The organism is Blautia sp. CGZ-1-C1, from assembly GCF_056504575.1.
Genome location: NZ_JBWLUT010000059.1, coordinates 1 through 19,855 on the forward strand (window position 1 = coordinate 1; position 19,855 = coordinate 19,855).

The following is a 19,855-nucleotide window of genomic DNA, read 5'->3' on the forward strand; positions in this document are numbered from 1 at the left end:
AAGTAAATCAGGATTCCGCAAAGAAACTCAGCTCCAGTATTGAGAAAGGTATCAGGCAGACAAAGCTTGATACCTCTTCTATTACGGAACAGTTGGCAGGTTCTTTCAATATCTCAGATAAGAACGTGCTGAATAAGATGAAGAAACAGATGGATACGATGGTGTCCAGCTTAGGCAAGACTTGGAATGGCAGTGATTTTGATTTTAAGAATGCTTCCGGGTTTTATTCCGGGTTGAATAATCTGTCTGATACTGTTACAAAGAATGCAAAGATTGTTCAGGGCAAGACCGGAATTTATGATGATTTTTTCAACTACTTTAAAGATAAGAAGATTTATGTATCGGATGAACTGAAAAAAGCAATGGGTGGTGATGCCTATAAGGAACTGTTGCAAAATAATATCGGAAAGATTGTCAGGGATTCCACAAAGGGCGTATCTATAGATTCCATCTGGGGAGAAATGACCAGCTTATTCCCGGAACACTTTTCTACAGATATGATGAATCAGGTGGATCAGATCACTCATGCCTTTGATCTGATGAAGCAGGCAAGAGCTGATATGACACAGAGTTTTTCCGTGAGTGATCTGAAAGGTGCAGACTTTACAGCTATGACAGATTCGATAGCGGAGCAGGTGTTAGCAACAGGTACACAGCTGAAAGATGCTTTACAGACAAATCTTATGTCTGCAACAGAAGCAGCGAAAACAATGATCGACCTTGATGTTGAGGTGAATACTGAGAAAATTGCTTCAGATATTCGTTCCGCAGTACAGAGCGCAGGGACAGAAGCAGGGGAAGCTCTCAATGTTGACCTGAAGATCAATGACGAACAACTGATATCAGAGCTTAGAAGTGCCGTGGGACAGCTTGGAACCGGGGAAGAACCTGTAAAAGTAAATCTTCAGGTTGATCGGGAATCCTTACAGTCTGATCTGAACCTTACATTGAATGATCTGGAACTTCCGGTGCATTTTAAAGTGGATGCGGAAGAGATCGAAAGCCAGCTCCGGGCAGCAGTAGAGAGCATTACGGATATTCAGATTGATCTGAGAGTGAACACTGATCCGGTCACGGATGCTACAGCTCAGGCGGCAAATACCGGGAATATACAGGCAGAAGTTCCGGTCACGGCTCCACAGACAGATACTTCCGGGCTTACACAGTTGCAGCAGGCACTTGGAAGTGTAAATACAGCAGGACAGAGAAGTCAGAGTATCTTTTCTTCTCTGGGAAGCAGTTTCAGGGAAGCTTTCAGTGCATACAGTCTGGCGAATCTGATGCAGGATGGATTGTATAAGATTACGGATGCAGGAAAAGAAGCTCTTTCTACAGTGAAGGAATTTAATGATCTGGAGACTGACCTTGCAATGGCTACAGGTGAGAGCCGTTCTTATGCAAGTGATCTGACGCAGAGTTACAATGCATTGGGACAGGAACTTGGAAGTATCACTTCGGATGTAGCGAAATCTGCGGACAGCTGGTTAAGACAGGGACGTTCCATGTCTGAGACTAATCAGCTTATCAAGGACAGTATGGTGCTATCCAAAGATGCACAGATGGATTCGGAGAATGCGTCAGAGGTATTGACTGCAACTCTGAACGGTTTCCAGATGAATGCGGATCAGGCAGGGCATATTAATGATGTACTGACGAGTATCGACTTGGAATCTGCTTCAGATGCCGGAGGAATCGGACAGGCACTGACAAAAGTTGCATCACAGGCGAATAATGCAGGTGTCAGTCTGGAGAAAACTGCTGCCATGATTGCAACAATCAAGGACGTAACACAGGACAGTGATGATTCGATTGGTACAGGCTTGAAGAGTATTCTTTCCAGAATGAACCAGATTAAGGCTGGTAAATTTGTAGATTCTGAAACTGGCGAGAGCCTGAATGATGTGGAGAAAGTCCTGAATAAAGTAGGAATCTCCATGCGTGACGTGAATGGACAGTTCAAAGAATCGGAACCGATCATTGATGAAGTTGCAGGCAAGTGGTCAACCTTTGATGGAAATACAAAGAAAGCAGTTGCAACAGCTATGGCAGGTACCTACCAGTATAACAAACTGATTGCCATGTTTGACAACTGGGATAAAGTGCAGTCTTTAACAGAAACCGCGTTAAATGCAGACGGCACCGCACAGAAAAAATTTGAGGATAATTACCTGACTTCACTGGAAGCAAAGACCAACGCACTGAAAGTAAGTCTTGAAAATTTGGCTACATCTACCGTATCCAGCGACTTGTATTCAGGTTTTCTGGACGGTTCCAAGAGTCTTGTGGATTTTGCAAATAACATTAATCTGGTTCAGTCTGCCATTGCAGGGCTTGGTGCAGCAGGTGGAGTGTATGCAATTCAGCAGATTGTAGCGGCATTCCGGGAGCTTTCAAATCTTGGAAATGCTTTGAATCTGAGCAGGGCAGTAAATATCCCGGATGATTCTTTCCAGAGATTATTGACGTTGACACAGGGATTATCGGAATCACAGACCAGACTTGTTCTGTCCAGTACTGCTTTAACGGATGCACAGAGGGCAGCAATTCTGACAAATCAGGGAATGAGCAGTGCAGAAGCACAGGCATCGGTAGCAGCAATGGGCTTGTCAACCGCAGAAGGTGCAGCAGCGGCATCAACATTCTCTTTATCTGGTGCATTATCTGGTTTGTGGGCTACATTAATGGCGAATCCACTTATTCTGGTGGCTGCTGGGGTAACGGCTGCCGTATCTGCGTTTAGTGCATATCAACATTCTGTTGAGGAAGCGGTATCTTCCGCAAAACAGGCAGGTACCGAATGGCAGGAAAATAATACATCCTTGCAGGATAACATTGAGAGAATCACAGAACTTCGTACCGCATTATCTTCTGGGACTTTGACCGAACAGGAAGCTGCCAGCGCAAAGAGCGAACTGTTATCTATTCAGGAGTCACTGACAGATTCCTACCACAGTCAGGTAGCCGGGATTGACCTGATTAATGGAAGTCTGGAAGAACAGATTGCACTTTTGGATAAGGTTTCACAAAAAGAAGCCAGCCAGTTCCAGAACGAGAACAAAAAAGGGATTGAGGAAGCAGAGAAAAAAGTAGAGAAGAAACGCCACACTTATCTTGGACAATTCCTTGATAATGGTTCCAAAGAATCTGAAGCAATCAAAAAATCTATTAATGATCTGAAGAAAGAATACGGGGATGAAGTATTTACGATAGAACCGGAAATGGACGGAATTACAATGGATGTCCATTTTAAAGCGGATTCTGTAACGGCAAAACAGGCATTGAATGACTTTATGGATGATGCCAAATCCATTGAGAAACAGTATGGAGAATCTGATACATTAAGCGTGATGCTGGATAACGCATCAGGAGGATTATCAGAAGCCAATGAAATACTTGGAAAATATGGTGATCTTTATGAACAGGCACAGGAAGCGAAGCTGGTTGCAGAAGAACAGACATTTAAAGCTGATGGGAAAGACCAGACAGCTCTGAAATGGCTGAATGATTATACAAAAGCAGTAAAGAATTATAATGATGCACTGACAGAACGCGATTCTGATAAGATCACACAGGCAGCAGGAGAGTTTGAAACGGTAGATACGGCGATACAGTCTTTATTAAAGAATTCTGATATGTCTCAGTTTGCGGATCAGTTCTCGGAGGTAAGAGATCAGTTAAATGATACGGCTATCGCTGCGAATCAGTTTAGTGATGCTTTATCAGGAAAAGACACTTCAAAGTTCGGAAAAGAGATAAAGAAGAATGCAGATTCCCTGAAAGAACTTGGTTTGACAGATACAGACTTCAAGTATGCTTTCGAGACAGAAGGTGTACAAGAAGGTGAAGATCAGATTAATGCTCTTGTGGATGCAGCAGTGGAGTGTGGACTGATTTCTGATACATCCAGCGGTGAAGTGGCGAAGCTGGTGAATATGCTTACACAGTTAGGAGTCATTTCATCCAGTGCAGGAGCTTCTGTGGACACAACAACCGAAGCTGTCTCAGATTTGGCAGACCAGATCATAAATGCACAGGAAGCGTTATCCGGGATTGAGAAAGCAACTTCAGTTCTCGCTTCACAGTCAACAGGGAAGTCTATATCTTTGGATGATTTTAATTCAGATGAGCTTTCAGATTACACCTCTGCATTGGAATATAACAATGGCGCACTACATCTGAATGCCGAGAAAGTCCGGGAACTGCAAAAAGCAAAAGCAGAGGAAGCAATCCAGACGAATGAGAATCAGAAACTGGAAAAACAGGCGCAATATATGCAGAACATTGCAGAAATCGAGCGGCTTCGGGATGAACTGAGAAATTTATCTGATGCAAAAAGTCAGAATGCACAGACCATCCAGAGTAGTATAGATGCACTGTTATCTGAGAATGATGGATTAGTGAATCAGTGTAACCAGCTTGATCTGCTGTCTGCATCACTCAGAGAAGCAACAGGGGCATATCAGAATTGGCTGGATAAACAGAATACTTCTGAGTCAGGAGATATGTTTGACGATGCTATGGGAGCATTGGATCACATTGAGGATGTAACACAGAATACGGATTCTGAGGATTATGGAAGGATAGGAACAAATTCTTATAAAGCAGCAGTGGATTTTATCGTCCCGGATTCTGTAGATACAGAAGATGCAGAAGCAGTTTCTTCTTATATAGATAGTATTGAGCATTATTTTAACCATGATTCAGACGGGAACAGAACCGGACTGGATGTTGCGGAGTTCTGTGCAAAGGCGACAAAAGCCGGACTGATGGAACTGGATGAAGCAAGTGGTGAGTATAAGATTGCAGGTCAGCGTACTATGCAGGACTTTGCAGACGGATTAAATCTGTCGTTGCCAATGGTACAGGCAATGTTTGGAGAGATGGAAGAGTTCGGCGGTGAATTTGACTGGGCTGACGAAGCTATCAAGACATTGGGGGATCTGGGTATGGCAGCAGGAGAAGCGAAAGGCAGGATTGAAGAACTGTCCGGCGACAAAGACCTGGATATCCAGATAGATGTTTCAGATATTGATAGTACGGAAGATAAGGTCAAGACTCTGGATAATACGATCCAGCAGATGCAGGATTACAAAGGTACTCTGGAAGTAGATTCATCACAGGTGGATGATGCAAACACGGTGATCCAGTATTGTGTAACTCAGAAACAGATGCTGGAAGCTCCGGCGGTAATGAATGTTGATACTTCTCAGGTGGATGGAGAGCTTGGAAACACGTTATCTTTATTACAGCAGTTCCAGCAGGCTCAGAACAACGTGGAATTACAGGCGGCAGTCGGTGCAGATACATCTGAAGCACAAGGTCAGGTGGACAGTCTTGTAAGTGAGATTGACGGATTAACCCCGGAGATCAAAGCAACACTTGGAATAGACACAACCTCTGAAACGACGATTACAGCATCCATTCAGGCACTGACACCGAAAATGATGGTAGAAGCAGGCGTGGATTCTTCAGTTGTAGATGCTTATGCAGCAGAGGAGAAGAAATCTCAGGGAACAGTAGAGTGGGACAACAACACCGGAAAAGTGGATGCCTGGGCTGCACAGATGCATACTTCCAATGGTCAGGTTAACTGGACGAATAATGTAAGTCAGGTTAAGACAAGTTTTACCGCGACAGGAACTGTCAACTGGACAAATACAAGCGCGCCAACAAAGGGAGCAGGCGGTGCAAGCGGTAGCGCTCATGTATCTGGAAGTGCACATTACCCTCATTTGGTCGGTCATGCAGATGCAAAAGGCAACTGGGGAACAAAAACAGGCGGTATGACACTGGTTGGAGAACTGGGAAGAGAGATCGTAGTTGATCCGGCAACCGGAACATGGCATACGGTCGGGGATAACGGTGCGGAATTTCAGTATATTCCGGCTGGAAGTATCGTATTTAACCATTTACAGACGGAATCTTTGCTGGAACAGGGCTTTGTGAACAGCCGCGGAATGGCAAAAGCATCCGGTACAGCCATGGTAAGAGGTGGAATTTCTGTCAGCCAGGTAAATATTGCATCCGGGCACAAGACATATTCCGGCAGTAGTCCATCTACAGCGAATACTGCTGCCGTTAATAACAATACGAAAGCAGCACAGAGTCTGGGAAAAACAACCAGTGATGCAGCTGATAAAGTAGATGAAGCCCTTGAAAATGCGGTTAAGAAACTGAACGATAATGCTATGGACTGGGTAGAAACTGCTATGGATCGTCTGGATCGGACAACTTCTAAGTATACGGACTATGCAGAAAGTGACAATAGTCATTATACGAAATCCCAGAAGTATTATGAAAAAGCGATTGCAAGCACACAGGAAGAGATTGATGCATCTAAGGCAGCCATGAAAAAATACTGGGATTATGCACAGAAAGTGGCAGCAGATGCTACAGTCAGCCAGTATCTTACTCCGGCATTGAAGAAAAAGATTGATGAAGGTAAGACCATTGACATTGAATCTCTATCTGCAAGTCAGAAAGCTGCGGTGGATGCTTATAAAGAATGGATCGACAAATATCTGGATGCAAAGGACACTAACCGTGAAAAACGAGCACAGAAACTGAAGCTTGCTAAAGCAAAAGTTGATAATGTCTATGATTCCTATGATCTGATTATTGGCAAACGTAAAGCTGCTGAAGACTATTATTCTGCCAAAGCTGAGAACAGAATCGCAAATGGCAAGAGTCAGAAGATTGGTTCTGTTTATTATAAGGATATGAAAAAACAGCGTGATTATGCGCAGTATCAGAAAGACTGGACTTCCAAAGAGATGAAAGCTGTCCAGAAGAGAATGAAAGAATATCTCAAAACGAATGGCAATAATCGTAAAGATAAAGCATATCAGGAGATGCTGAAACAGTATACGGAGCTGAAAACGACATACGTGGAAGCAGATACTCATATTCAGGAACTGACACAGGCGATTCAGGATGCAAGAGAAAATGTAAAACAATGGGCGGTTGACCGTTGGGAAAGAGCTGGTTCAAAGCAGGATGCTGCAATCAGTTACAAGGAAGTAACAGATAATCCTGACCGACAGATATCTGAAAAAGATTACACCGAACGGATCAAGACAGACAATCGCCAGATTCTGGCACTTCAGAAGCTGAGGGCAGAAAAGGCGGAATACTATGATGCACATTTCAGCAGCTGGAACAATGAGGAAGCGCAGGAATATCTGGATTCGATTGCAAAAATTGATGAACAGATACTAAATCTTGGAAGCAGTATAGAAGAACTGAAGAATAAGATTATGGAACTGCGCTGGAAACCGTTTGATGATCTTCAGGATAAGATCGACAGTGTGCTTACGGAGTACCAGACCATGCAGAAACTTCTCGGTGACGAGGACAGCTTTTATAATGATGATGGTTCTCTGACGGAGAATGGTCTTACAAATGTTCTGCTGCTACAGGAATCCATTGATCTGACAAAAGACAAGCTTGCAAACTACAGGGTTGCACTGGATAAACTGGAAGAACAGTACAAAAATGGCTGTTACAGTGCAGAAGAATACAAAGAAAAAACAGAGGAACTGTTGAAAGGCATACAAAATGCCTCCTCTTCACTGGCAGAATACAGGCAGCAGATGATATCTGTATATGAAACCCAGGTCAAAACAGAGAATGACCTGTTGCAGGATAATATTGATAAACGTCTGGAAGCACTGGATGCGAAAGAGAAATACTATGACTATGATAAGAATATAAAGAAGAAATCGAAAGATATCAATGCACTGAAATCTTCTATTGCTGCCTTAGAGGGAACAACAAATGCTGCTGCCCGTGCCAGATTAGAAAAGTTAAAGGCAGAATTAGCAGACGCGGAAGAGGATATGCAGGACACGGTTCATGAGCATGAAGTTGAAATGAAGAAAACCGGATATGAGAATCTTCAGGAGGATGCAGAAAATGCACTGGATAATACATTGGATGCACTGAAGAAGAATACCAGTTTTCAGGAAGCTGTCATTAATAACATGCTTAATAATGTGAAGTCAAACTATGACAGTACATATAAGCATCTTGGTGATGTGATGGATCAGTACGGAATGAAAGTTTCCCAGACGTTTGACCAGATGATTACCAAAGCCGCTGATTTTAATACTGCTGCCGTAAATGCAACAAAAGCATGGGAAGGTGTCTATAAGATGGACACATCCAAGATACCCGGAGCCAGCAACGGACAGGGTGGTAACAATGGATCAGCGGACAAAGTATTGGATGATACTTTGAAGAAAAGCGATAATTCAGATGATGCAGGAAATGTAACGCCGGGAAAAGTAAATGGAACGACATATTCTCTGAAGCTGAATGCAACAGAGATTTATCTGACATACAGTCATTTAAAATATTCATTGAAAGCTACATGGTCACCAAGTAAACCAGAACATTCTGATATTGAATGGTCGAGTACAGATAAATCAGTTGCAAAAGTCTCAACTTCTGGTGTTGTTACAGGTGTAGCTGCACCACTTAGTAAACTTGGGTTAATGTCAAGAGATGAATCCTTAACCAGAAAATGCAAGATTATTGCAAATGGTGGTCCGGGTCTTGCAAAAGCTGAGTGTACGGTACATATTATGCCAGATGAACATTATGGTGCAATTAAGCGATATGCTGATAGAGTAGGTATTGACACTTCTAAAGAAGGTAACAATCTCAGAGAAGCTATGGAATACGCTTATAAAAATGGGGCATTCCGAAGCAATCAGTCAAGTACCGCTGTTGAAGGATTTCAGAAAGCTTACCTGAAAGACTGGTTTAATGCTCTTCCAAATCGTCCAGACGGGGCAACGGATGTTCCTAGTGGAGTTAGTCAGTTAGCTGGATATTTCTATTCCAAAGGTAAACAAGTTACACGTAATGATATGCAGAAACTTGCTGATATCCTTCAGATTAAAACTCCGGGAGTTGGAAGTTATGATACCTGGGGCGCTCCGCTCAAAAATAAGATTCTGAAAGCATACAAAGCTTATGGATTCTCAAAAGGCGGTGTTGTACGTAATGGTATTCCTGCTAACATACTTGATATGATTGGTGGAGATGCTTTAATACCACGCGGAGATTCTGGTACTGATTGGTGCAAATCCAGGTGAAACCGTCCTTACCAAAGAATTTACGTGATTTAGACTGAAGCCTACTGTGGCTACACTGAACGCATTCAATGAAATGATGGCGAAACCGATCCTGTCACCGGGTGCAGCAGTTCAAAATCAGAATACAGAAATAGTAGCTGAAAACCACTTCATCTTTAACAATCCAGTCATAAAGAGTGAAGAGGACGCAGAGAAGCTGATGGAAAAAGCAATCCAGAAACACATGGAGAAAAATAAACGAGACTGGAAAAAGGTTAGATAAGGAATAAAAGAGATAAGTCTGTATTTCACTGAAAAACAGTGGAGTACAGGCTTCATTCTGTTTGGAAAAATAAGGAATACAAGGAGAAAACGCATGAAAGATTCATGGGTAATTGAACGGATGAAAGGAGAGTGTCACTTCGGTGATATTTATAAGTAAAAGAATAATGAGTTTTTGCTGGTTGTTATGTTTATGCATGGTTTTGGCGTGCTTGCTATGGAAGTGGCACGACAAAAGAAACATGGTAAATTATACCGAAGCCGACAAAAGAACAGAAATATAATCTGAAAAGCAATATGAAAACAAGATGTTATAACGAGAATTATCATAAGGTAAGACCGGATTACAAGGATTGTACGATTTGTGATGAATGGTTAGATGATAAAAAGTCATTTTATGAATGGGTAGATCACAACTTCTATGAAATCGAGGGAGAACCTACAGCGGAACTGGATAAGGATATTTTGGTGCCGGGGAATAAAATATTCAGTCCAGACACTTGTATCTCTTGTACCGAAGCGGATCAATGATCTGTTCGTGCATATTCATGGAAGAAAAAAGAACGGATTACCGACCGGAGTAACATATTCAAAAAAGACCGGGAAATATCAGGCTACAGTCAGAGAAAGCTGCGAAACAGAGGACTCTGAAAACGCAAAGAAGAAAAAAGGTGTCCAGCTGGGATATTTCGATACGATAGAAGAAGCTTACGAAGTATATAAAGCTCATAAGTTGGCAGAAATCATATACATAGCAGACTGTTATAAAGATGTCATCCCGGATAAGCTATACCAGGCTATGATTAACTGGAAGTTTGACGAAATCACTGCTTGATGTAACTGGAATCATGTGATGCTGCTGCCTATGCAGGAGAAGAATCTGTTGCTGGCAGCAGGATAATTTATATAGAAAGAAATGATACGGGAGAGTCAGATGTGGCTCTCCTTTTTTGATACTTGAGGAATTGCTAATATTCACATACTATGGTAAACTATGCACAAAGGTTTCTATCGTATGTGAAATATGAAAGGACACGATACGATGGGAAAAGATTTAAAAGGTAAAGAACTCGGAAAAGGGTTGTCACAAAGAAAAGATGGCAAATATTCTGGAAGATTTGTGGACAGATTTGGTAAACGAACACAAGTTTATGGCTCTACATTAAAGGAAGTTAAAAATAAAATAGCTGTGGCAGTTGCAGACAATGAGAAAATGAGGAATGTTGTTGAACCGAATACAACACTTGACCAGTGGTATGAGAAATGGATGAGAGTATATAAAATTCCGGTTATCAGACCTAATTCTAAGAGACATTATGAAAGCGTATATACCAAACATATCAAGCCATATCTGGGAAATAAACGTTTGACAGACATTACAAAGTTGATGATAACTGACACGATTAATCAGATATATATGAAAGGATATCAGTGGGAGACATTAAATAAAATAAGAGTTCTGCTCATTGATATGCTGGATAGAGCTATGGAAGATAATCTTCTGGTAAAAAATCCGACAAGAGGTGTACGGTTACCGATTAACAAACCTCAAAATGAAGTGAAAGCACTTACGAGGGAAGATCAGAAAGCATTTTTTGAATGCAGCGCAGGCACATTTTATTATAATCTTTTTGTTGTTGCTATAAATACAGGATTACGTCCTGGTGAGTTGTTTGCTTTGAGTGAAAATGATATTGACTTAACAAAGAATGAAATTAAGGTAACTAAAACATTACTATATCAGAAGTTGGATGGAGATGAACAGAAAGAATTTCATATTGACTTACCAAAGACACAATCCAGTAACAGGACAGTGCCGATTAATAGTTTTTGCAGAGAAGCGTTGCAGAAACAAATTGTACTTCATAAGATAATCTGTAACAATTCTCCATATAAAGGTAAGTTGAAATTTCCAGATTTACTGTTCACAACAAAATTTGGTACGCCACTAAATTCTCAGATTTATATGGACGCTATTAAAAAAATTGTGGACGAAATAAACCTTATGCGTGATCCGCTGGATTCAATGGAGAAATTTTCAGGACATGCATTCAGACATACGTTTGCCACACGCTGTTTTGAAGCTGGAATCCCACCTAAGACTGTGCAGACATATCTTGGACATGCTAGCTTGAAGATGACAATGGATTTATATACGAGTGTTTTGGAACAGAAGAAAGTAGACGATATGAAACTGTTAGAAGACACAATAGGATTAGAAAATTCAGATTCTTCATCACTTACCAGAAAAATTATTCAGTTTGGTGCATGAAAAATGGCGTAAAAATGGTGTACAGAGAGAAAATGGTGGTGTATAATAGCTCAGAAATAGCTATAATTCAGTGCTTTTTGAGGTCGAAAAGAATATGAGATTAGATACTTATTATGTATATCAGAGCACTCCATTCGACCTGTACGGAACACCGGATTTCAGCGAGATTTAAAGGGCAGAAAGGATATCTGATACAATGAATATTAGAAATATGATGAAGTTTACAGGTGCATGGAACACCTTCAAAAGAAACCATCCGAAATTCCCTGCATTCTGTCAGGCGGTTTCACGCAAGGGAATCAGAGAGGGAAGCATTATTGAGATTGTATTTACCACTCCTGAAGGAGAGAAAATCGAGACAAATCTCAAGGTGAAAAACAGCGATCTGGAATTATTAAGACAATTATCAGAATAAGCAATAAGCAGTAACGCAATAATCGGCCGGAGCAGATTTTACAAAATTTTTATTTGAATATTATGTATAAACCTGTTATAGTATACTATGTTGGTTATAGTTAGTTATTGTTCACTCAATCGGTAACAAAATGCTTCAAAACATACATTTTTATACTCGGATATCCAGATGACCAGCACTTATCCGGATGTCTTATGAAACAGTAAATTGAAACATCTGCTGCAGATTCGGACAATAGTTTCTCACAAGAAAGAAAGAGGAAGAAAATTGCGTAAAAAATCACATATTTTATTAGCAAGGTATCTTGCGGATCAGATGCAGACCACAGCAAGCCTGCAGTCTCACAGAAAGGCTTTCTGCCTGGGCAGCATTCTGCCGGATATCAAGCCGTCTTTCATTACTAAGAGACATGAGTTCTACGGAACATTTGAGGATGTCAAGAGAAGAATGAGAGAACTGGCGGATGTCAGACTGGATGAGAGCAACCAGAGAGTTTACTGGCGTCGGTTCGGCGAAGTGATCCACTATATGGCGGATTATTTTACCTTTCCTCATAATAAGACATATACGGGCACACTTGCTCAGCATAACCATTATGAGAAAGTGCTCAAGAACAGACTGAAAGCCTGTATACAGCAGGGAGAAGCACATAAATATCTGGAACCTGCGATACGTTTTGCAGATTTTTCCACACTGGTCGATTATATTGAGGCAAATCATGAGAGATATCTTAATAAACTTCGTTGTGTGGAAGAAGATATTCGCTTCATTCTGAATATGTGTTTTCAGGTAATCCAGGGGCTGGTACAGATCTGCATCGGACAGAGTTTTGCAAAGACTGCACAGGCAGCCTGAAGCGAAAAAATACATGCTGATAAAATAAGGAAAGGCTGTGCGGAAGAAATTTCTGCACAGCTTTTTTGCACACAGTCTCTTTGTGCGCGACCAATATTCGCAATCCGCTTCGTTACTTGCTCATAACCTGATTTGGTTAAAATGTGACGAAAAAATGAATTTTGGTTAAATGAGGAAATTGACCGGCCACAGCGGTTGATTTCACAAAATGATTATGCTAGAATAAAACAGGTTAATGTTTTAGTAAAAAATATAAATAAACTTACAAACAGCATAATTAATGCTGTTGAGTGATAGGAAAGAATAAACAGTATGCCCTTACTGACAGGGGGACAAGGACATGCTTAGAGTAAGAAGGGAGCAATTTAGATATATGAAAAACAAGTATCTTACCAAGTTCTTATGTCTGACATTGATGTCAGGTATGGTATTATCCGGTCCTGCATCCATACTTGCAGCGGAAGAAGTACCTTCATATACATCAGAAGACGGCAGTTCAGACTTCAGCGACTCCAGCGACTTTGGTTCAGAACCTGAAGATCCTACACCGACACCGGCAGACCCGACACCAGCACCGGTAGATCCAACTCCGGATCCTGTAGATCCTACACCATCTCCTGCAGACCCGACTCCGACACCGGTGGATCCTACACCGACACCGGCAGACCCAACGCCTACACCGGCAGACCCTACACCGACACCGGCAGATCAGATTACAGCGGCAGCACAGGATGTGATCAAAAGAATTACTGAACTGAATGCGCAGGAAGTAACTCTGGAGAAGAAATCTATTGTTCAGAGTATCCGTACAGCTTACAATGCCCTTTCTGATAAAGAGAAAGCACAGGTTTCAAATTATAATCTTCTGGTTCAGGCAGAGGCTAAGATTGCCCAGTTAGAAGAACAGCAGAAGAATAATACAAACAGCAACACAAACAATTCATTTACAGATAATACCACCGGCACAGCGCAGACTGGAACTCCGGTATACTATGCATCTAATATCCATGCCGGTAAGGATTTCTATCTGGACAGCTTAAAGAGCAATTACAACCTGACTTTCTCAGATGATTTTGCCACTGTTATGGATGAAATCGAGAAAGAATATAAAGAGAAGAATAAAGTTTCAGATGCCAGCGACACTGACGGCAGCAAGACCACCACATCCGCAGACAGTCTTCTGGTAAGAAACTGGCAGGATATCCTTGCAGTATATGTATACCAGCAGAGCAAAGACGGCAAGACAGAATTCACACTTGATTCCTCTTGTAAGGAAGATCTGGCGAAGATTTTCGCAGAGATGAATCCAATCGTAAGAGACAAGCAGAATATTACTCACGTTACATACGGTAACCGTAAGATCAACTACTATATCAAGAAGAATAAAATTGCCAAGAAAGACCGTACAATTCTTAAGAAATATGTAGAAACAGACTGCAAGCTTCTGTGCGCGGTTGTAACAGCGGCAAATGGCTTCGTCCGTGAGAGCGTTGGTGATGATGTTTCTGAGGAGAGAGTAAATGTTATCTCCGCAGCTTATTCACTGGTTGGTAAGGTTGGATATTTCTGGGGTGGTAAATCCACAGTAATCGGAGATGATCCAAGCTGGGGAACATCTGAGACAGTATCCGCTGAAGGAAGCAAGAGTACCGGTACAATTCGTGCATATGGTCTGGACTGCAGCGGTTTTGTTACCTGGGCAGTAATCAACGGATATCAGGAAAAAGCTATGCAGGAAGCCGTAGGAGACGGAACTTCAGACCAGTGGGAGAAAGCAAACGTAGTAAGCGAAGCAGATGCACAGCCTGGCGATCTCGTATTCCAGAAAGGACCAGAAGCAGGAAGCGATAACCATGTAGGTATTCTCTGCGGTAAGACAGACGCAGGTGACTGGATCGCAGTACATTGTTCTTCCGGAAAGAATGGTGTAACGGTAGGTGAAGCATATAGTGCAAGCTTCAGATATATCCGTCAGCCATCCTTCTATCCGACTTCTGAGCAGGTGCAGGAGATGCAGAACAGCAGCACAGCAATCAGTTCCGGCACAGATATCTTCAGTTCAAATGTAACCGTAAGCAATACCCTGCAGGATGCAATGAAGAACAGCGGTTCTGCAAGCTCTTCCGCAACAGGACTGACAGCACCGGATTCTTCTTCAAATACAATATCTATTATTTCTGATAAGATTGACCTGTCTACAGAGGATGTTGCAGTATTTAAGGCGAAATAAGTCAATCGGATATTCGAAAACCGCTTTCACTACGTGACTCTACACCGAATAACTGCTCGGAAATTAAATAGCATAAGAAAGGCAAAAGCGCCTGACAGAACTTACTGTCCAGGGCTTTTGCCTTTTTGCGTTTTCTATATATTTCCGGAATGAACCATCAGCATTAAAACTGAAACGTTAAAGTTAAATTTGAGTTTTTTGCCTGATAATCTGCGGGATATGTCTGGAAAATGTGAAAAGTATGTGCAAATAGGGAAACAAAAATTGACAAACTATACAAGATATGTTAAGTTTGAATCAATAGAAAATGTTACTGAGAACGAAGTGGACAGTAGCATAAAAATCTGAAGATAAGAGAATAGTAATGTCTATAATATGATTTCGGTTTTCTACTGTATTTGATATATATTAGATACAGCATTTAGCGTACCTGAAAATATCAGTGATCGGTATGCTGGCAGCTTAGCCGTATCAGAAACAGGGCATTGCTAAATTCGGAAAAGAGACGCATAGATGGCATTAAGACGTGAACGAATGAGACTTGGTGACCTGCTCATCAAGCAGAATGTACTGACAGAAGATGAATTAAAGAAAGCCCTTGCATTACAGAAGGGAAGCGGTAAGAAGATCGGTGAAGTCCTGGTGGATAACGGATTTATCACAGAAGACATGATCGTACGTGCACTTCAGATGCAGTTAGGCCTTAAGGTAGTCCAGCTGACAGGTGTGACAATTCCGAAGGAAGTCAGAGGACTGGTCAGTGTCGATTTGCTTAAGAAATACACTTGTATTCCTTTTGAACTTGACCCATATAATGCGAATATCCTTCATCTTGCAATGGCAGATCCTATGGATATGGCGGCCATTGATGATATCTCCATTGTAACGAATCTGCAGGTAGAGCCGTATATCGCATCTACCAGGGATGTACTGGCAGCAATCGACAGATGCTACGGTGCATCAGAGACACTGGATGCAGCCAGACGATTTACACAGGAGAGAGCACAGCTTCGTGGAAATACAGCAGATGAGGACACAGATGCAGACGTAAGCGATGCACCTATCGTACAGCTTGTACGTTCTTTACTGGAGCAGGCGATCAGACAGAGAGCCAGCGACATTCATATTGAAGCGCTTGAGAGCAAAGTTCGTGTCCGTTACAGGATTGATGGTGCGCTCTATGAGCGAATGGTCTATGATAATAGTCTTCTTCCGGCAATTTCCACCCGAATCAAGATTCTTGGGGGTATGGATATTTCAGAGAAAAGGAAACCGCAGGATGGCCGAATGTCTATCATGGTAGACAGACAGGACTATGATATCCGTATTTCCTCTCTTCCGACCGTACATGGAGAGAAGATCGTAATGCGAATCTCTTCCAAACTGAACCTTACACGTAACAAGAAAGAACTGGGACTTCCACCCGATGAGATGGAACGTTTCAACCATATGCTGGCCAGTCCTTTCGGGATCATCCTTGTAACAGGACCGACAGGAAGCGGTAAATCCACTACCCTGTATACAGCATTAAGTGAATTAAATAAAGAAGCGGTCAATATCGTCACAGTAGAGGATCCTGTGGAGGCAGATATTGAGGGAATAAATCAGGTACAGGTCAACAATAAGGTAGAACTGAATTTTGCGTCAGCTCTTCGCTCTATCCTACGTCAGGATCCGGACATCATTATGATCGGTGAGATCCGAGACAGGGAGACTGCTGCTATTGCAGTACAGGCTTCCATAACAGGACATCTGGTTGTTTCTACATTGCATACAAATAATGCAGTAGGTACTCTGAACCGTATGGCGGACATGGGAGTGGAGAGATATCTGATCGCAGATTCTGTTGTGGGAGTTATTGCACAGCGCCTTGTGCGCAAGCTGTGCAGCCATTGCAAGAAGATGCGCCCTGCAACCTCTGAGGAGAAGAGAGTTCTGAGAATGAATACACAGGAGGAAGTAAATGTCTACGAACCCTGTGGCTGTGATTTCTGCAGCCATACAGGATATTACGGGCGTATCGGTGTATTCGAGATCATGGAGGTCAACGACGAGATCCGTGACCTGATCGCAGCGAATGGGACAACAGAGGAACTGGAACGCGCAGCCAGAAACAGCGGAATGCGCACACTGAGAGATAATGGTATCAGCTATGTACTGAATGGCACCACCTCTGTGGAAGAGATGCTCAAGGCATCTTATGAATGATCGAGACTCACAGATTATTAATTTTACGACTATTAATATAGAAGGAATTCCTGCGGAACCGGAGTCCTCCGGAGATCCCAGGGAGTTACGAGGCAGATTAGGAAATATGTATGATTTAGATGAAATACTGATACAGTCAGTGAAGGTAAAGGCTTCCGATATCCACCTGACAACCGGCAGACCGCCCAGTTACAGGATCGATGGTGTGCTGTCTCCCATAGAGGGAGAACGCCTTACCCCACAGATGCTGGAAGACATTCTCATGCCCCTGATGGATGTCCGTCACAGAGAAGAACTGCAGAATAACGGACAGACAGACTTCGCATATGCCATCTCAGGTGTGGGACGTTTCCGCGTGAATGTATTTAAACAGAGAGGAACACTTGCTTCTGTTATGCGAAGCCTTCCTTTCAACATCCCGGAGCCTGAGGATCTTGGTATTCCTGCAGAGGTAGTGGAGATGACCTCGCGGAAAAGAGGTCTCGTTCTGGTAACAGGGCCGACAGGAAGCGGGAAATCAACTACACTGGCTTCATTGATCCATGTGATAAACAGGAATTATCCATATCACATCATCACTCTGGAGGACCCGATCGAATATCTTCACAGACATGACAAGTCAGTGGTTAACCAGAGGGAGATTGGCAGTGATTCAACGAGTTACGCACAGGCACTGAGGGCTGCACTGCGTGAAGACCCGGATGTTATCCTGGTAGGAGAGATGCGAGATCTGGAAACTATCTCCACAGCGATCACAGCAGCGGAGACCGGTCACTTAGTATTCTCCACCCTGCATACCATTGGTGCGGACAAGACCATTGACAGGATCATTGATGTATTTCCGCCAAATCAGCAGCAGCAGATAAGGATACAGCTTGCCTCTGTATTAGAGTGCGTTGTATCCCAGCAGCTTCTTAAGAAAGCAGATGGAAGCGGCCGTGTGGCTGCACTTGAAATACTTTTTGCAAATAATGCAGTGCGAAACCTGATCCGTGAGAGCAAGACCTATCAGATATCCTCTGTGATGCAGACCAACAGACGTGCAGGGATGCAGACAATGGATGATGCACTGTATGACTTATATATGAGAAAACTGATCGATGGGGACAATGCAGTGACATATGCCCAGGATCCGGTCAGCATGAACAAAAAAGTCAGCTTTGACTTCTGACAGAAACCCGATCTGGCAGATCCCCTGAGCCTGACTGAGAGAAAGAAGTGATAAAATGCCGGGTTTTACCTACGTGGCAGTAGATAAAAAGGGAAAAGAGAAAAAAGGAAGTATTGAGGCTGACACCAGAGAGAAAGTTATAGATATCCTGAAAAACGACGGGCTTATCCCTGTCTCTGTAAAAGAACAGGGCGCCCTGAACAAAGAGATAGATTTCTCCATAGGAAAGAAAGTAAAGCCAAGAGATCTCAGTGTATTCTGCCGTCAGTTCGTCAGCATCACACAGGCAGGTGTCCCGATGAAGGAAGCCCTGCAGATGCTCTCGGAGCAGACAGAGAACAAATGGCTGAAGCGCGCTATCTCAGAGGTACTTCTCAGTGTGGAGAAGGGAAATACACTGGCAGACTCCATGAGAGGCCAGTCAGATATTTTCCCGCCAATGCTTATCAATATGGTAGAGGCAGGTGAGAACTCAGGAAGTCTTGAGATGGCTTTCACACGAATGGCAGTACAGTTTGAGAAGGAAGCCAAATTGAAGGCAACCATCAGAAAAGCAACCATCTATCCGATTATTCTGGTCATTGCAGCAATCGGTGTTGTGGCTGTTATGCTTCTGTTCGTTATTCCCATCTTTATTGATATGTTTGCAGACCTGGATGTGGAGATGCCGGGAATTACCATGTGGGTTATGAATACCAGTGAGTGGATGACAGAACACTGGTATATGATCCTGGGGCTGATCATTCTGGTGATCGCGGCATATAAGATGATCTACAGGACAGAACAGGGCAGACTTGCTATCGACAGGGTTAAGATGAAGATGCCGTTGTTTGGCAAGCTGACAGTGAAGACTGCCTGCGCACAGTTTGCAAGGACAATGAGTACATTGCTGTCGTCGGGTATCTCTACTATTGATGCGTTGGAGACAGTGTCCAAGATTGTCAATAACATCCATTACACAAATGCGCTGTTGAAAGCACGTGAGGAAGTTATGAAAGGTATTCCGCTGTCAGAACCGCTGACTGCCTCAAAAATCTTCCCGCCTATGGTGTGCCATATGACAGGGATCGGTGAGGAGACAGGTAATATTGAGGACATGCTGGAGAAGCTGGCGGATTACTATGATGAAGAGGTGGAGATGACTACCCAGAGTGTACTGGCGGCTATGGAGCCGTTGATTATTGTGTTTATGGCTGTTGTGGTCGGTACGCTGGTTGTGGCGGTGGTTTCACCGATTGGGGCTATGTATAATGGGCTGGATAATTTGTGATAAAAATTTAATTATACAGTGCATGTAGATTATAGCCTGAAATGGATAAAAAGTAATTAAACTATCTTAGAC

11 protein-coding genes are annotated in these 19,855 nt (G+C 42.7%); all 11 read left to right on the forward strand.

The window, feature by feature from the left end:
* The first annotated feature begins 137 nt into the window (after positions 1–137).
* The 11 genes from AC058W_RS03945 to AC058W_RS03995 all read left to right on the forward strand — a co-directional run bounded on the left by AC058W_RS03945 (position 138) and on the right by AC058W_RS03995 (position 19,783).
* Positions 138–9,101 (forward strand): phage tail tape measure protein, encoded by an 8,964-nt coding sequence (locus tag AC058W_RS03945; RefSeq protein ID WP_479389738.1) that lies wholly within the window; start codon positions 138–140, stop codon positions 9,099–9,101.
* 46 nt (positions 9,102–9,147) lie between these two features.
* Positions 9,148–9,363, forward strand: a complete 216-nt coding sequence (locus AC058W_RS03950; protein WP_479389739.1) for a hypothetical protein — start codon at positions 9,148–9,150, stop codon at positions 9,361–9,363.
* A 296-nt stretch (positions 9,364–9,659) separates the two neighbouring features.
* Positions 9,660–9,893 (forward strand): hypothetical protein, encoded by a 234-nt coding sequence (locus AC058W_RS03955; RefSeq protein WP_479389740.1) that lies wholly within the window; start codon positions 9,660–9,662, stop codon positions 9,891–9,893.
* A gap of 7 nt (positions 9,894–9,900) precedes the next feature.
* Entirely contained in the window at positions 9,901–10,197 is a 297-nt protein-coding gene (locus tag AC058W_RS03960; RefSeq protein WP_479389741.1) for a hypothetical protein, read from the forward strand.
* Positions 10,198–10,404: 207 nt separating this feature from the next.
* The gene (locus AC058W_RS03965; protein WP_118246932.1) at positions 10,405–11,634 is read left to right on the forward strand and encodes a site-specific integrase; all 1,230 of its coding nucleotides are present in this window, start codon (positions 10,405–10,407) and stop codon (positions 11,632–11,634) included.
* Between the two features lie 196 nt (positions 11,635–11,830).
* Positions 11,831–12,049, forward strand: coding sequence for a hypothetical protein (locus tag AC058W_RS03970; RefSeq protein WP_178760927.1), 219 nt, complete (start codon positions 11,831–11,833; stop codon positions 12,047–12,049).
* A gap of 267 nt (positions 12,050–12,316) precedes the next feature.
* Positions 12,317–12,904, forward strand: coding sequence for a zinc dependent phospholipase C family protein (locus tag AC058W_RS03975; RefSeq protein ID WP_117676107.1), 588 nt, complete (start codon positions 12,317–12,319; stop codon positions 12,902–12,904).
* A 373-nt stretch (positions 12,905–13,277) separates the two neighbouring features.
* Positions 13,278–15,134 (forward strand): C40 family peptidase, encoded by a 1,857-nt coding sequence (locus tag AC058W_RS03980; protein ID WP_243101704.1) that lies wholly within the window; start codon positions 13,278–13,280, stop codon positions 15,132–15,134.
* A gap of 513 nt (positions 15,135–15,647) precedes the next feature.
* Positions 15,648–17,342 (forward strand): GspE/PulE family protein, encoded by a 1,695-nt coding sequence (locus tag AC058W_RS03985; protein WP_118609544.1) that lies wholly within the window; start codon positions 15,648–15,650, stop codon positions 17,340–17,342.
* Between the two features lie 106 nt (positions 17,343–17,448).
* Positions 17,449–18,513 carry a type IV pilus twitching motility protein PilT gene (locus AC058W_RS03990; RefSeq protein ID WP_117843873.1) on the forward strand — a complete coding sequence of 355 codons (1,065 nt, stop codon included), beginning with the start codon at positions 17,449–17,451 and terminating at the stop codon, positions 18,511–18,513.
* A 55-nt stretch (positions 18,514–18,568) separates the two neighbouring features.
* Positions 18,569–19,783 (forward strand): type II secretion system F family protein, encoded by a 1,215-nt coding sequence (locus tag AC058W_RS03995; RefSeq protein WP_118609543.1) that lies wholly within the window; start codon positions 18,569–18,571, stop codon positions 19,781–19,783.
* Positions 19,784–19,855 lie beyond the last annotated feature (72 nt).